Origin of the sequence: Nocardia transvalensis, assembly GCF_015477765.1 — a bacterium.
Lineage (GTDB): Bacteria > Actinomycetota > Actinomycetes > Mycobacteriales > Mycobacteriaceae > Nocardia > Nocardia transvalensis_A.
The window spans coordinates 139739-154607 of sequence record NZ_JADLQQ010000008.1 but is presented as its reverse complement, the minus strand read 5'-3'; the positions used below and the strand labels follow the sequence as shown (position 1 = coordinate 154607).

The following is a 14869-nucleotide window of genomic DNA, read 5'->3' as shown; positions in this document are numbered from 1 at the left end:
GCTCCGCTCTCAGGTGCTCGGTATCCGAACCGAACGGGTCTTACCGGAAGAGATCAGTTAACACAATATGTTCCGGAAAACCCGCCTGTCACATCATCCAGGTGAGGAGTTGCCCGGAGCACTACACGCTGTACAACCATGACAGGACCCGAAACGTTACGGAAGACCCAAGATCGACTGGCATAGCGAACCGGTCACCTGCACAGATTGCTCAGAATCGCGGCAAACCGGGCGACTACTTCTTGTCCTTGGCCTTATCTCCCGCCGCCTCGGTCGACAGCGCCGCGACGAAGGCCTCCTGCGGGACGTCGACCCGCCCGATGGTCTTCATCCGCTTCTTCCCCTCCTTCTGCTTCTCCAGCAGCTTGCGCTTACGGGAGATGTCGCCGCCGTAGCACTTGGCGAGCACGTCCTTGCGGATGGCGCGGATGTTCTCGCGGGCGATGACCTTGGAGCCGATGGCGGCCTGGATGGGCACCTCGAACTGCTGGCGCGGGATCAGCTCGCGCAGCTTCTCAGTCATCCGGCGGCCGTAGGCCTGGGCGGCGTCCTTGTGCACGATCGCCGAGAACGCGTCGACGGCCTCGCCCTGCAGCAGGATGTCCACCTTGACCAGATCGGCCTCCTGCTCACCGGCCTCCTCGTAGTCGAGGCTGGCGTAGCCGCGGGTGCGCGACTTCAGCGAGTCGAAGAAGTCGAAGATGATCTCGGCCATCGGCAGTGTGTAGCGCAGCTCGACGCGGGTCTCCGACAGGTAGTCCATGCCGCCGAGCTCGCCGCGCCGCGACTGGCACAGCTCCATGATCGAGCCGATGAATTCGCTGGGCGAGATGATCGTGCACTTGACGATCGGCTCGAAGACCTGGCGGACCTTGCCCTCCGGCCAGTACGAGGGGTTGGTGACGACATGTTCGGTGCCGTCCTCCATCACCACCCGGTAGACCACGTTGGGCGCGGTGGAGATCAGGTCCAGACCGAATTCGCGCTGCAGGCGCTCGCGGGTGATCTCCATGTGCAGCAGGCCCAGGAAGCCGCAGCGGAAGCCGAAGCCCAGCGCGACCGAGGTCTCCGGCTCGTAGGTCAGCGCGGCGTCGTTGAGCTGCAGCTTGTCCAGGGCGTCGCGCAGATCCGGATAGTCGGAGCCGTCGACCGGGTACAGGCCCGAATACACCATCGGATGCGGTTCGCGGTAGCCGGTGAGGGGTTCGGCCGCGCCGTCGCGGGCGGTGGTGACGGTGTCACCGACCTTGGACTGCCGCACGTCCTTCACGCCGGTGATGAGATAGCCCACCTCGCCGACGCCCAGGCCCTGGGTGGGTTTGGGCTCCGGGGAGACGATGCCGATCTCCAGCAGCTCGTGGGTGGCGCCGGTGGACATCATGCGGATCTTCTGGCGCGGGGTGAGCTTGCCGTCCACGACGCGGACATAGGTGACCACGCCGCGGTAGGTGTCGTAGACCGAGTCGAAGATCATCGCGCGGGCGGGCGCATCGGCCTGGCCCTGCGGCGGCGGCACCTGCTCGATCACCACATCGAGCAGCTCGGGCACGCCGACGCCGGTCTTGCCCGACACCCGCAGCACGTCCTCGGGCTCGCAGCCCACGATGTGGGCGAGCTCGGCCGCGTAGCGGTCCGGATCGGCGGCGGGCAGGTCGATCTTGTTGAGCACCGGGATGATCGTCAGATCCTTGTCCAACGCCAGATAGAGGTTGGCCAGGGTCTGCGCCTCGATGCCCTGCGCGGCGTCGACCAGCAGGATCGCGCCCTCGCAGGCCTCCAGTGCCCGCGACACCTCGTAGGTGAAGTCGACGTGGCCGGGCGTATCGATCAGATGCAGGACGTAGTCGGTGCCGTCGACGGTCCACGGCAGCCGCACGTTCTGGGCCTTGATGGTGATGCCGCGTTCCCGCTCGATATCCATCCGGTCCAGATACTGCGCGCGCATCTGCCGCTCCTCGACCACCCCGGTGAGTTGCAGCATGCGGTCGGCCAGGGTCGACTTCCCGTGGTCGATATGCGCGATGATGCAGAAGTTCCGGATCCGAGACGGATCGGTGAACGTCGTATCCGCGAAGCTGGGCACTCCACTCCCTCATAAGGTGTTCGATGGGCTGCGGTCCATCGTCCCATGAACTTCGGACACAGCCGTCCACCGGTCCGCGCGGGGTAGGGGCGCCCGGTCGGCGGCGTGATCGAGATCACGCGTGCAGTGCGAGGTGCGGCGAAGCGGATCAGCAAATCCCCCGCTCCCCCAGCCGAATTCCGCAGGGGTGAGAAGGCGTCCCGGCGCCGTTATGCTCCGAATCATGGCCAGCACGTGGAGCTCTCTGGGCAAGCAGTTGGGGGCCATTGCCAAGGAGCAGGGGCCGCGCATCGTCCGTCAGCAGGCGCCGAAACTGGTCGAGCGGGCGCTGGGACGGCGCAAGCCGTCATCGATCGCGGTGCGACCGGCCGCCTCGGTGCCGGTGCCGACGCGCGAGCGGGCCCGCCAGGTCGTGTACTGCCCGCACCTGGACGGGCGCGCCGACCCCGGTGAGATCGTCTGGACCTGGGTGCCGTTCGAAGAGGACCCGGCCAACGGCAAGGACCGCCCGGTACTGGTGGTCGGCCGCGACCGCAAGACCCTGCTGGGACTGATGCTCTCCTCCAATCCGGCCCGCGCCCACCACCCCGACTGGGTCGGAATCGGCCCCGGTCCTTGGGATTACGAGGGCCGCCCGAGCTGGGTCCGCCTCGACCGCGTACTGGACGTCCCCGAGGCGGGCATCCGCCGCGAGGGCGCCATCCTCCCGCGCCGAACCTTCGACCTGGTCGCACACCGCCTGTGCGCCGAGTACCACTGGTACTGATTTGCCCCTCCGATGCCCCCTTGATCCACCCCCGTTGATGCCTCCTTGATCCACCCACGTTGATGCCCCCTTGATCCCCCCGTTGATGCCCTCCGCAGGATGGGCTCGACCGGGGCGATTTCGCCCCCGGCCGGGGCAGCTGGTAACCTCGATCGTCGGCGCCGCGCTACCCCTCTCGTAGTGCGCCCAGAGACTTTCCAGCACGACACCAACTGACGACAGGAATCAGAGGAAACAGGCGTGGCCAACATCAAGTCCCAGATGAAGCGGATCCGCACCAACGAGGCGGCGCGTCAGCGCAACCAGTCGGTCAAGTCCGCGCTGCGCACCGCCATCAAGAAGACCCGCGAGGCCATCGCGGCCGGTGACGCCGAGCAGGCCACCGTGACCCTGCGCGAGGCCAGCCGCAAGCTCGACAAGGCCGCCTCGAAGGGCGTCATCCACGCCAACCAGGCCGCCAACAAGAAGTCGGCGCTGGCCAAGCAGGTCTCCGCGCTCAGCTGAGTTTCCGCGGTAGCGATACCGCGCACAGGTGCAACGCCGCCGTGGCAGAGGATGACCACGGCGGCTTTTGTCGTGTCCGCCAAACGGATTCGCCGCGCGAGGCGACCTCGGATACCGTATCCGGGTGTTGCGCAGACTGATGATCGTTCTCGCGGCGGGGGCGGCACTGACCGGATGCGGCGTATCCGCCTCTCCCCCACCCGATCCCACGCCTTCGGAGGCCGCCGTCGCCGCGGGTCTGCCGGGTGCCGCCCCGTCCGAGGCGTTCGGAAACCTCGATGCCGCAAGCAATCCCGACTGGATGAGCGCGCTGCCCGACGACACCGCGCTGAGCCGCCTCTCGATTCCGGGTACCCATGACACGCTGTCGGTGCACGGCGGCAAGGCCGGGCCCGCGGTGGAGACGCAGCAGAGTTTTCCCGGGGATTGCCCGGATCCACACTGCGTGACCCGCCAGAGTCTGCGCGTGCAGCTCGACGCCGGGATCCGCGCCCTCGACATCCGGCTGCGCCGGGACAAGGACGGCGCGCTGGCCGTCCACCACGGCCGGTACTTCCAATACGCGAGCCTGGACGACGTCCTGACCGAGGTGTCGGATTTCCTGTCCCGGCACGAGCGCGAGACGGTGCTGCTGCGGCTGAAGAACGAATGCACCAATACCGGCGCGGCCTTCGCTTGCGCGGATGAGGGTCTGGTGGCTCCCGGTCTGGCCGACTACGACCGCATTCTCGGCACCCACGACCGGGTCTGGCGGCCCTCGGCCACCGGGCGGGCCGACATCCCGCCCCTGCGCGAGGTGCGCGGCAAGATCGTCGTGATTCAGTTCAAGGACATCGACCACGGCGATGAGCGCGGCCTACCCCTCGACGAACAGGACCTCTGGGACAACCCCGGGATGGCGGCCAAGTGGGCGGCGATCAGCGCCCACCTCGACCGAGCCGCCACCGCCGACCCGCGGACCCTGTCCGTCGACTACCTCTCCGCCACCGGCGTCCCCGACCCCACCAAGTTCCCGGACCGCTACGCCCGCTTCGAAAACCAGCACACCCTGGACTATTTGCGCGCCAGGCCCGGCACAACCACCGGCGTCGTGATGATGGACTTCCCGGGGCCCGGTTTGGTCAGCGAGATCATCCGGCACAACATGTCCTAGCGGTGGCCCATCGTCATTCCGGCGTGCTTTTGGCCGGAACTGGTGAGATCTAGGCCAAAAGCACGCCGGGGTGACTGGCTGGTGTCGGTTCGCCGGACCGGCGAAAGGGCGCCGCTGGTGAGGTTGCGGATATCTGTCGGCTATCGACTGGTCAGTTCATTAGGAGAGGGTTTTCAGCGGCGGCTGCGGACACGGTCGAATAGCCGCGCTTTCGTTCCTCGTGCCCGTATTTGTTTTGCCACCATGATCGGGGGCAGGTCAACGGCGGGCGTCGTGTAGGTCGAGAATTCGGGACAGGGCGTGTTCGAGGGCGTATTCGGCGTCGGCCGCGCCGCCTTTGACGTCTGCATTGAGGGCGGCGACGACCTGCAGGGCGGTGCCGATGGTGGCCGAGGTCCAGCCGCGGGCCTGGGACTGGGCCTTCTTCACCTTCCACGGCGGCATACCGAGCTGGGACGCGAGTTTGAACGGATCGCCGCGGCCGGCCGAGCCGACGCGGGCAATGGTGTGCACCGAGTCGGCGAGCGCGTCGGCGAGCAGGACCGCGGGCACACCGCGGTCGGTGGCCCAGCGCAGCGCCTCCATCGCACCGGGACGGTCGCCGGAGACGGCCAATTCGGCCACGTCGAAACCGGTGACCTCGGCCTTACCCGAGTAGTAGCGGCGTACCGCGGCCACATCGACCCGGCCGCCGGTGTCGGCAGCCAGCTGCGAGCAGGCGGCGGCCAGTTCCCGCAGATCCGAGCCGACGGCCTCCAGGACGGTCTGGACGACCTCCGCGGGTACGCGGATACCGGCGGCACGGAACTCGTTGCGCACGAACTCGATCCGCTCCGCGGCCTTGGTGACTTTGGCGCAGTCGTGCACGACCGCACCCGCCTTCTGCAGGACCGGAGCCAGCGCCTTGGCGCGCCCACCACCGGAGTGCAGGATGACCAGCACCACGCCCTCGGGCGGGTCGGTGGCGGCGGTGGTGATGACGGCGACGGCATCCTTACCGGCCTCGGCCGCCGATTCGAGGATGATCACCCTATCCTCGGCGAACAGCGACGGGCTCAAGAGTTCGGCCAGTTCGGCGGTACTGGCGTCGCCGGCACGCAGCCGGTCGACCGGGAGCGCCTCCGGGTCGGTCGCGCCCGCGCGGGCCTGCGCGACGATCGAGGCGACCGCGCGATCGATGAGCAGCTCTTCCTCGCCGAGCACGAGATGAACGGGTGCGGGTCGGTCGGTCACGGCGTCGATCCTACGGGGCGGGGCCGACATCGCCGGTTTCCCGTCGGGGCGACGCGGGTATGGATTCTGTGGGACGGTGTGCGTCGGCGGCAGTCCGAATCGGAAACTGTGCGCTGTTTGTTACGGCCGGTACCGCATGATGTTTGTCTCACCATTACCGGTCGATTGCCGAATACGCCGAGGCTGCCCCTGGTATTCGGGTCTTCCGAAATCTCCTGTGACACATGCTGAATCGACTTCGATCGCATATTCCCATTTGAATGATTCGGTACAGGTCGATGTCATTCGGAAAGAGCATGAAATCCGTTAACCTCCCGCTACCCGGCGATTTTTCGTAATCGGAAAAGCTTGTAGCGCAGACGAAATCCTCTGATAAAACGAAGTCCGGCGGAATCTTGGATCACCGCCGAACATGTTGAATTACTGTGGAAGAGGATGGATCTCCATGAAGAAGCTGGGTACGTTCGTGCTGGTCGGCGCCGCCGCCGGCAGCATTATGGTGGCGGGCGCCGGCCTGGCCTCCGCCGATATCACGCTGGTGCCGGAGAACAGCGTCAGCGCCGAGCAGATCGTCGCGCCCGGTGAGCCCGACCCGACCGGCACCGGTTCCGCGCAGGCGATCAATGCCGTGATCAAGGCGCTGTCGTCGATCAGCTCCGGCAAGCCCGCTCCGGCGAACTGATCCGCGGGTCCGGCGCGCAATGCCGATTGCCGCGTCGTGACACGGCCGGTCCCCGCATCGCGCGGACCGGCCTCCACCGCCAGTGGAAACCGGGCGGGCGACAGCGGCGACGACGGCCGTCACGATCGCCGCGGCGGCCAGCCCGGGCCCGAGCCCGTCGGGGATCGACAGCGAGATATCCAGGGCCGCACCCTTTTCGGCGACCTGCAGCAGCCACCAGAGTAGGGGTCCGGTCAGCCACAGCACCGCCTCGGCGCCCGGCATCCAGACACACGACAGGACCGCCCCGATCACACCGAGCACGGTGATCGGGGCGATGACCGGTTCCACCAGCACATTCGCCAGGATTGCGTGCGGGGCGAGGTGGCCGGTCAGGCCGACAATGATCGGGGTGGTGACCAGGAAAGCCGCGGCGGCGATCGAGAATGCCTCGGCCGGAACGCGATGCCAACCATGCTGCTGCAACCACTGTGACCAACCCGGTGCCAGCAGAATCAATCCGGCGGTCGCCAGCACCGACAGGGCGAATCCGGCATCGACGGCCAATCTCGGCCAGTACCCGATGAGGCCGATGACCGCGGCGCACAGTGCGGGCAGCGCTTGTTTACGCCGCCCGGTCACCAACCCGCACACTGCGATCGCCCCCATCGCCGCGGCACGCAACACGGATGGCGACGGTCGCGCGATGATCACGAACGCCAGCAGCGCCAGCGCCGCGAGCGCCGCACTCCAGCGCAGGTCGACGGCGAGCATGCGCGCCGAAACCAGTACCGCGGCAAGCACGATCGATAGATTCATCCCCGAGACGGCCACCAAATGCGTCATCGCGACCTCGGTGAAGTCGTCTCGCACATGGTCGGGCAGCCGTGACACGTCACCGTCGACCAGGCCCGGCAGGAGCCCGGCCGAATCCGGCGGCAGGGCGGCGGCAGCGGCCTCGGCGAGGTGGGTGCGCAGCGAACCGGCAGCCCGCTGCCACCAGGGTGGCTGCTCGGCCGCGGTGGGTGGTCCCGTCGCACGCAGCACAGCGACCGTCAGATCCGGCCGCCACGGCGACTCCACCCGGGCCCGGAATTCGACTACCTGCCCGGGCAACAGCGCCGACCACCCGTTCTCCGGCGCTATCACCACCACCGCGCCACCCACCCGCATCGATGCCTCCCCGCGCCGATACTCGCGCAGATTCGCCCGCACCATCAGCTGCCGCCCACCGAACGACTTGGGCCGCAGGAGCTTCGGATCGTCCCCGACCACCACGCCGACGGTGAGATAACTCCCGGCCGCAACCGCCCGCAGGGGATGCGTAGCCACCCGGTACTCCTGCCAGGCCGCCGCCACCGCAAACCCGGCACCCGCCAGCACGGCCCCGAGTACCGCCGCAGCAACCACCCGCCTACTCCCCCTCGACGCCCCCTTCCCGCGAACCACCCACAGCCCCACTGCGACCGCCACCACAACAAGCACCACCGCCAACCCGACCCCGGCCCGCCGCCCAGCCACAACCCCAAGAACCGTTGCACCCCAACACACCACAGCCGTCGGCACCAACCGCACATCCAACGCCTGCGGCTCGACCACCGCCCCGCGCCCGCCATCCCCCGGCCCTGATCGATCCTCCTGCGATGCCCCCGACACGCCCCATGCTCCACCGGACCCAAAAGCATTGGCGCTCATACCGTCACCAGATTGCGGAGACGTTGCAGGCGCACGAGATCGACACTGATGGCCCGACTGCCGCAGACAACATGGCCGTACATGACGACCCGCCCGTCCCGCCGTGGCGACGGGGTCTGGCGGAGAATCTTCGGCTCGCGCCCGAGGCGTTCGGACGCGGAGAGCTCGGTCGCGCTCATACCGTTACCAGGTTGCGGATGCGGTTGAGGCGCGTGGGGCCTATGCCGGGGATTTCGGCTAGTTGATCGATGGTGGTGAAGCGGCCGTGGTCGGTGCGCCAGGTGATGATGGCGCGGGCGGTGGCGGGGCCGACGCCGGGGAGGGAGTCGAGGTCGGATTCGGTTGCGGTGTTGAGGTCGATCTTCGGGGGTGGGGTTGCGGGGTCGGTGGGGTGGGCGGTGCCCGCCGCGGGGCGCTGGGCGCCGGGAAGGACGATGCTGCCGAGCCGGGGTGGGCCCGAATGCGGGCTCGCGGCTCCGATGACGATCTGGTCGCCGTCGGCGAGGCGCTGGGCGAGGTTGAGGCTTGCCAGGTCGGCGTCTTCCTTGGTGACCGCGAGCGAGACGGCGTCGGCGACGCGGGAACCGGGCGGCAGGTGCAGGAGGCCGGGATGTTCGACGAGGCCGACCACGCTCACGATCAGTTCCGGGGGCCGAGCGCCTTGGGGGCCAAGGCTTGTCGCGGCACCGTCGCCCGGTTTCGGGCCGGGCGTGGGAGACCCGACGGGAGCGCTCTCGGTCACGGACGGCGAGACGGTACCGGCGGCATCGGCCCGTGCAGCCGGCAGCGGCGGAACAGGGTGCGGCGTGGGCTTGTCCTGCTGGGCGGCGGCAGCAGCCACCACCACCGCGGCCAAGCCGATCGCCGCGAGCACGACCACCCCGCGCCGCCCGGGATCCAGACGAGTCCCTCGAAACCGCTCCGGCACCAAACGCTCGTGCCACACCGAGACGCTGCCCACCGGTTCGCTCAGCCACTGCGGCGTCCGCGGCCCCTCACCCCACTCCCCATCGCCCGGCCTCTCCCGACCGTCGTCCTCGAACTCGAATTCCTCGGCATCCCACCGCCCACCGCGCGCCGCTCGCCCACCGCGCGGCCCACCCTCGAGCGCTCCCAACCGCTCCCGCACCCGCTGCTCATCTCGCGCCATGCCGCCACAGTAGGAACCCATCTCCCCGTATCCCCCACGCGCACCAGGCATTTCGACAACCCTGTGGACAGCTCCCTCTCTGTGGACAAACCACCCCGGCTTTCGCCGACTCCCCCATATCCCCTTGGATCAGCCGATGCAATCGCGCTCTACCCGATCCTCACCAAGATCACAAAACCCGGTCTCGGCCGACCACGGCCAGCTCGATCATGAGTGCAGGGCTGCACTGTCGCATGGCACGGACGAACTCGCCGTTGAGGCGGGCGAGATAGACCGGCAAGGTTTCGTCCTCGTGGAACACCGCGCCGCCGTAATCGTCCCGACTGCCGGTAATTCGCCGCAGATAGTCGTTGAGGATGTGCGCGGTCACGTCGTGGACGTCCCAGCCGGGACAGATGGTCGGCCTCGCCCAGTCGGCCGCGGCCAGCGTCCGCAGGAGCTCGTGGAGCGCCTGCCGTTCGAGCGGAAACAGTGACCGAGTGTCGAGGGGGGTCACGGTGTTCAGTGAATCGCTCGTGCTCGCGTCGGCGCCAGCGATTTTCCGGCACTCACACGAACCCCGTGCGCTCCAGGGAGCGTCGCTAGACGGCCCGGCATGCGGCGCTAGCAGCGGTGGGACGACGCGTCGCCCGGCTGCACCGGCGATGCCGGGTGCAGCCGGGCGACGTGATACTGGTGGTGCTAGCGGTGTGGGTCGAGCGGGGCTAGCTGGGTGGACGGGCGACTAGCGGCGCTAGGCGTGGCCTGCGGCTTCGGGGCGGCCGCGCTGGGGAGAGCCGGACAGCATGGAGGGGCGGTCTGACGATCCGGGGAGCAGGAGACCCAGGATGACCATCGCGGCGCCGAGGCCGAAGTGCAGCCAGTTGTCGGCGTTGTTCACCGGGAGGAAGTTGGCGTTGCTGTCCTCGTCGACGACCAGGCCGTAGACCCACAGGGCCAGGTAGATCACGCCGCCGCCGATGAGGAACGTGCGAGCGGTGGATTGAGCCCGGGCCATCAACAGGCCCGCGACGCCGAAGACCAGGTGCACGATGTTGTGCAGGACCGATACGTTGAACAAGCCGAACAGCTTCGCATCCGAGTGGTGCCCCGCCCACGACATGTCGTCGTAGTCGGTGGTGATCCCGGGGATGAATCCGAGTATTCCGACCAGCAGGAACAGTGCGCCCACCACGAGCGCGGCAGTACGGACGAGCGAGCTGCCGGTGACGTCGCCCCGGGCATATCCGGCTGTGGCCATCTCACCTTCTCCTCTCGTATCCACGGTGCCCCCATTTGCTGCGGAAATAGCCAGCAACTATCAGGCTAAACGGTCGTGGCAGCAGTTGGAGTGGGTTCAGCCGCAACCGCCCGGCACGACGAGTACACCCACGGCCCCGTGACCCAGATGCACGCCCAGGGTCGGGCCGAATTCGGTGGTGACCAGTTCGCGGATGCCGGGGATGAGATCGGTGAGCTGACCGGCGATGGTGGCGGCGGCCTCGGGGGCGCCGAGATGCTGAACGGCAAGGGCAGCGCCGTCGTCCCCGGCCGCGTCGACGGCGGCGGCGACGAGTTTGGTGTAGGCCTTGGAGCGGGTGCGGGCCTTCTCGCGCAGTTCCAGACGGCCGTCGACCATCTGCAGAATCGGCTTGGTCACCAGTTCGGTGCCGAAGAATGCGGCGGCGGAGCTGAGCCGGCCGCCGCGGCGCAACTGTTCGGTGCGGTTGACCACGATGAAGGCGCGTCCGCGGCCGGAGGCGGCCACCGCGGTGTCGTAGACGACGTCGAGCGGGGCGCCGGTCGCGGCTCGCCGCGCGGCCGCCAATGCCGGCAGGCCGGTCCCGAGCCCGGCGCTGAGCGAATCCACCAACCGCACCCGGTCGGCGGCATCCATATCGCGGATCGCCTGCCTGCCCGCCTCCCAGGTGGCCGACAGCTGCCGGGAAATGTGCACGGCCACCACACCGCCGCCGCCACCGAGTTCCAGCGCCCGCTCGTAGGCCGCACGCAGCTCACCCGGCGAGGCGGCCGACGTGGTCACCGTCGACGAGGCATAGTCGATCTCGAAGGTGTCGACGCCCTCCCGCAGCGCGCGATCGTCCACCAGGACATGCAGCGGCACCACAACGATGCCCAACTGCTCGACCAACTCGGCGGGCAGGCTCGCGGAGGAATCGGTCACCACCACGACGGCCATGCGCTACCGCACCCTCCCACTCATGCACCGTCCTCGGTGCCGCACACTTCCGACAGCACCTTCACCATCGCCCGGGCGACCGCGGTGTGGCCCTCCCAGCCCCAGTGGATACCGTCCGGGTTGGCCTCGCCGGAGAAGACGTTGTCGCGCACCGCCTCGCCCAGATCCACGAGCGGCACGGCGGTTTTCGCGGACCACTCGCGCAGCGCCCGCACCGCGGGCTCGCGGCCGGTGTGCACCCGCCCGTAGGCGTCGCAGTTGTGCACCGACGGCAGCACGGACACCACCGGCAGGTCGGGACGCAACTGCGCCAACGCATTTCGCGACTGCTCCAGATAATCGACACTGACGCGCGGCGGCAGCGCCACCGGGCGGCCGAGCCTCGACAGCCGCGGTTGCAGCCACTGATATCCCGAGCGCACCCGCCGACGGACGGAGGGTGGCCGGATATAGCGAATCAACTCGCGCAGGGCGGTCGGAAGCGGTGACGGCAGGGTGTCCATACCGCCGGTCGCGAACACCACCGCACCGGCTCGCGGGACCGCGGCCCACACCCGGGGATCGCCGATCAGCGCCCAGTAGGCGTCGCGGCAGGTCCAGCCGATCCGCGCCACCAGTTCGACATCCCAATCCAATTCCGCGCCGACCAGATTCGGCCAGATTCGCGGATCGTCGGCCGGGAGGCCGCCTTTCGGCCCGAAGTAGGCCAAGGAGTCGGCGATGACCAGCAGCACCGGCTTGGCGCCCTCCCCGGGCTCGCCCGGTTCGCTCCTGCCCGGGACGGCCGACGAAGTATCACCGCCGACACCGGCCAATGGCCCGCTGCCCCGGGCGGGAGCCGGAGTGTCGACCGAAACATCGTCCATGCCAAGGGGATCCGGCGCTGGTGCCGCCTGATCGGCGACAACGGCATTCGACCCGAGGAGCGCCGGGGCGTCCGGCGATTCAGTCGTTGCGTCGCCGTGTTCGATCACGGCCGCCTCGGCGGGCCCGTCTACTGCTCCCAGGGCCTCACAATCGGTGGCCGTGCTGTCGTCGGCACGTCCTGGCGGACCTGTCGCACCCTCGTTGCCTGTGTCCTCACCGCTGTCGGCATCGGTGCTCGCCGCCTGGTGGGGCGTGGCAGGTTCGGGGGCGGGGCCGCCGAACAGAATGTCGGGGACGTGGCGCACCGGGCCCTCCGAGGCCTTGCGCAGCAATTCGTCCGACACCCTCCCGCGCTCATCCGTCTCGTCGTCCCGGTCGGACCTTCCCTGCCGCGCAGGCGATTCCGGCGCGGGCCCGCCGAACAGAGCGTCCGGTAGGTGCCGCACCGGCTCCTCGGATGCCTTGCGCAGCAATTCGTCGGATATCTGCCGCTCCCGGCCGAGAGCATGCCGGGACGACGAGTGGTCCTCATGCCCGGAGGGCGAGGGCTCCTCAGGCCCGGAGGACGAGAGCTCCTCAGGCCCGGAGGACGAGGGGTCCTCATGCCGGGATGGCGAGGGGTCCTCGAGCCCGGAGGGCGGGGGGTCCTCAGGTCCGGAGGACGAGAGGCTCTCGTGCCCGGAGGGCGAAAAGTCCTCGGGCTCGGGAGAGGAGGGTTTGTCAGAGGACATCAGGTGCTACCTTCGCCGCCGCGTTCCACACGTCCAGCCGCCAGCCGGGCTGTTCGATGCTCGGACCGTGACTGCTCAGCTGCACCCAGCTGGTGTTGGCCAACCCACCCAGCACCGGCCAGTTCTTTTCCGGCAGCTCCAGCAACGCCGCGGTCAGCGCTGCGATCAGCCCGCCGTGCGCGACCAGGATGATGGTACGGCCGGGCCAGTCGGTGCGCTCGGCGAACAGCTCGCGCACCACGGGCAGGGCGCGGGCGCCGACCTCGAGTTTGCTCTCCCCGCCGGGCGGGGTGAAGGTGGGGTCCAGCCGCCACGCCTGCCGGGCGCCCGGATACTGCGCGTCGACCTCGAGATGGGTCAGGCCCTCCCAGATGCCGAGGCTGGTCTCGCGCAGCCGCGGATCCCGCACGACCTGCAGGGAGGTGTGGTCGGCCAGCTCGACCGCCGTGTCGTAGGCCCGGCGCAGATCCGAGGAGACGATCGCGATGGCGTCGTGCGAAACCAGTTCGCGGGCAGCGCCCTTGGCCTGTCGACGACCCACCTCGCTGAGGTCGGTGTCGATCTGGCCCTGCATGCGGTCGGCGGCATTCCATTCGGTCTGACCGTGCCGCAGCAGAATCAACCGGCGTACGCCGGCGTGTTTGCTCACTCGGTATCTCCGGAGGCGTTCGGGCGCGGATCCCCCAGTCCGTCCACGGGAACCTGCGGGCAGTCCTTCCACAGCCGCTCCAGCGCATAGAAATTGCGCTCGTCGTTGTGCTGGATATGCACCACGACCTCGACGTAGTCCAGCAGCACCCAGCGCCCCTCGCGGGTGCCCTCGCGTCGCACCGGCTTGTGCCCGGTCAGCCGCAGCTTCTCCTCGACGTTGTCGACGATCGCGCTGACCTGCCGCTCGTTCGGCGCCGAGGCGATCACGAAGCAGTCGGTGATCACCAGCTGTTCGGAGACGTCGAGCACCACCACGTCGGATGCCAGCTTCTCGTCGGCCGCGCGCGCGGCGGTCTGTGCGATCTCGACCGCTTCGGCGGATGCAGTCATCCAGCTACCTTCCCGTTCCCGTTCGGCACATACAGGTGCCGTTTCGATATGTACTGCACGACCCCGTCCGGCACGAGGTACCACACCGGCCGGCCCTCGGCGGCGCGGCGGCGGCATTCGCTCGACGAGATCGCCAGGGCCGGGATCTCGATGACCGTCAGCGCATCGGCGGGGCTGTCGCGCAGATGCTCCTCGAGGTGGTCGATGTTCAATTCGTAGCCCGGACGGCTCACGCCGACGAATTTCGCCAGCTCGAACAGTTCCGACCAATCCTGCCATGTCAGGATGCTGGCCAGCGCGTCCGCTCCGGTGATGAAGTACAGATCCGCGTCGGAGAACTGTTGCTGCAGGTCACGCAGGGTGTCGACGGTGTAGGTCTCCTTGTCGCGGTCGATGTCGACGCGGCTGACCGAGAATCGCGGATTGGATGCGGTGGCGATCACGGTCATGAGATAGCGATCCTCGGCGGGGCTGACCTTCTTACGGGACTTCTGCCACGGCTGCCCGGTCGGGACGAAGATCACCTCGTCGAGATCGAACCGATTGGCGACCTCGCTGGCGGCCACCAGGTGCCCGTGATGAATCGGATCGAAGGTGCCGCCCATCACGCCCAATTTGCGCCGACCTGTCTCTTGCACAAATGCCGAGCTTACTGGTCGCCGTGTCCAGAACCCCGCCCACCTCGGGGCTCCGAACTGCCCGGATTGCGTCCCCGGCCGAAAGCGCGCCGGGTGTCGTAATAGCCCCGCTACGGCAAGTTCGTCTTATGGCTCGTCGCCCGTTCATCGAAATATTCATGGCTCGTC

General features: G+C 68.4%; 15 protein-coding genes. 3 read left to right on the top strand and 12 right to left on the bottom strand.

Annotated features, from left to right (window positions below):
- Window positions 1-235 precede the first annotated feature (235 nt).
- The gene (gene lepA, locus IU452_RS24270; RefSeq protein ID WP_195111452.1) at window positions 236-2083 is read right to left on the bottom strand and encodes a translation elongation factor 4; all 1848 of its coding nucleotides are present in this window, start codon (window positions 2081-2083) and stop codon (window positions 236-238) included.
- A 223-nt stretch (window positions 2084-2306) separates the two neighbouring features.
- Between lepA and IU452_RS24265 the strand changes: the two genes are divergently transcribed.
- The 3 genes from IU452_RS24265 (at window position 2307) to IU452_RS24255 (ending at window position 4506) form a co-directional block, all read left to right on the top strand.
- The gene (locus tag IU452_RS24265) at window positions 2307-2849 is read left to right on the top strand and encodes a type II toxin-antitoxin system PemK/MazF family toxin (protein ID WP_195111451.1); all 543 of its coding nucleotides are present in this window, start codon (window positions 2307-2309) and stop codon (window positions 2847-2849) included.
- A 240-nt stretch (window positions 2850-3089) separates the two neighbouring features.
- Entirely contained in the window at window positions 3090-3353 is a 264-nt protein-coding gene (gene rpsT / locus IU452_RS24260) for a 30S ribosomal protein S20 (protein ID WP_195111450.1), read from the top strand.
- Between the two features lie 124 nt (window positions 3354-3477).
- Entirely contained in the window at window positions 3478-4506 is a 1029-nt protein-coding gene (locus tag IU452_RS24255) for a phosphatidylinositol-specific phospholipase C (RefSeq protein WP_195111449.1), read from the top strand.
- A gap of 258 nt (window positions 4507-4764) precedes the next feature.
- Here IU452_RS24255 and holA read toward each other — a convergent pair whose 3' ends face one another.
- From holA to nadD, 11 genes are all read right to left on the bottom strand, one after another.
- A complete protein-coding gene (holA, locus tag IU452_RS24250; protein ID WP_324192797.1) occupies window positions 4765-5739 on the bottom strand; it encodes a DNA polymerase III subunit delta in 975 nt (324 codons plus the stop codon).
- Window positions 5740-6139: 400 nt separating this feature from the next.
- Complete coding sequence (locus tag IU452_RS24245) at window positions 6140-7810, bottom strand: ComEC/Rec2 family competence protein (RefSeq protein WP_324192796.1); 1671 nt, start codon at window positions 7808-7810, stop codon at window positions 6140-6142.
- Between the two features lie 281 nt (window positions 7811-8091).
- Window positions 8092-8274 carry a hypothetical protein gene (locus tag IU452_RS24240; protein WP_195111446.1) on the bottom strand — a complete coding sequence of 61 codons (183 nt, stop codon included), beginning with the start codon at window positions 8272-8274 and terminating at the stop codon, window positions 8092-8094.
- Entirely contained in the window at window positions 8271-9245 is a 975-nt protein-coding gene (locus IU452_RS24235) for a ComEA family DNA-binding protein (protein WP_195111445.1), read from the bottom strand. The genes IU452_RS24240 and IU452_RS24235 overlap by 4 nt, the downstream gene beginning before the upstream one ends.
- Window positions 9246-9414: 169 nt before the next feature.
- Entirely contained in the window at window positions 9415-9741 is a 327-nt protein-coding gene (locus IU452_RS24230) for a maleylpyruvate isomerase N-terminal domain-containing protein (RefSeq protein WP_195111444.1), read from the bottom strand.
- Window positions 9742-9978: 237 nt separating this feature from the next.
- Window positions 9979-10485, bottom strand: coding sequence for a DUF4383 domain-containing protein (locus tag IU452_RS24225; protein ID WP_195111443.1), 507 nt, complete (start codon window positions 10483-10485; stop codon window positions 9979-9981).
- A 96-nt stretch (window positions 10486-10581) separates the two neighbouring features.
- Window positions 10582-11424: a DegV family protein gene (locus tag IU452_RS24220; RefSeq protein WP_195111442.1), complete on the bottom strand. Its 843-nt coding sequence runs from the start codon at window positions 11422-11424 to the stop codon at window positions 10582-10584.
- Window positions 11425-11444: 20 nt separating this feature from the next.
- A complete protein-coding gene (gene octT, locus IU452_RS24215; RefSeq protein WP_416382367.1) occupies window positions 11445-12290 on the bottom strand; it encodes a diglucosylglycerate octanoyltransferase in 846 nt (281 codons plus the stop codon).
- 721 nt (window positions 12291-13011) lie between these two features.
- Window positions 13012-13671, bottom strand: coding sequence for a histidine phosphatase family protein (locus IU452_RS24210; RefSeq protein ID WP_195111441.1), 660 nt, complete (start codon window positions 13669-13671; stop codon window positions 13012-13014).
- Window positions 13668-14063 carry a ribosome silencing factor gene (rsfS, locus tag IU452_RS24205; protein ID WP_195111440.1) on the bottom strand — a complete coding sequence of 132 codons (396 nt, stop codon included), beginning with the start codon at window positions 14061-14063 and terminating at the stop codon, window positions 13668-13670. The genes IU452_RS24210 and rsfS overlap by 4 nt, the downstream gene beginning before the upstream one ends.
- A complete protein-coding gene (gene nadD / locus IU452_RS24200; protein WP_195111439.1) occupies window positions 14060-14701 on the bottom strand; it encodes a nicotinate-nucleotide adenylyltransferase in 642 nt (213 codons plus the stop codon). Before nadD ends, rsfS begins: the two co-directional genes overlap by 4 nt.
- Between the last annotated feature and the right edge of the window lie 168 nt (window positions 14702-14869).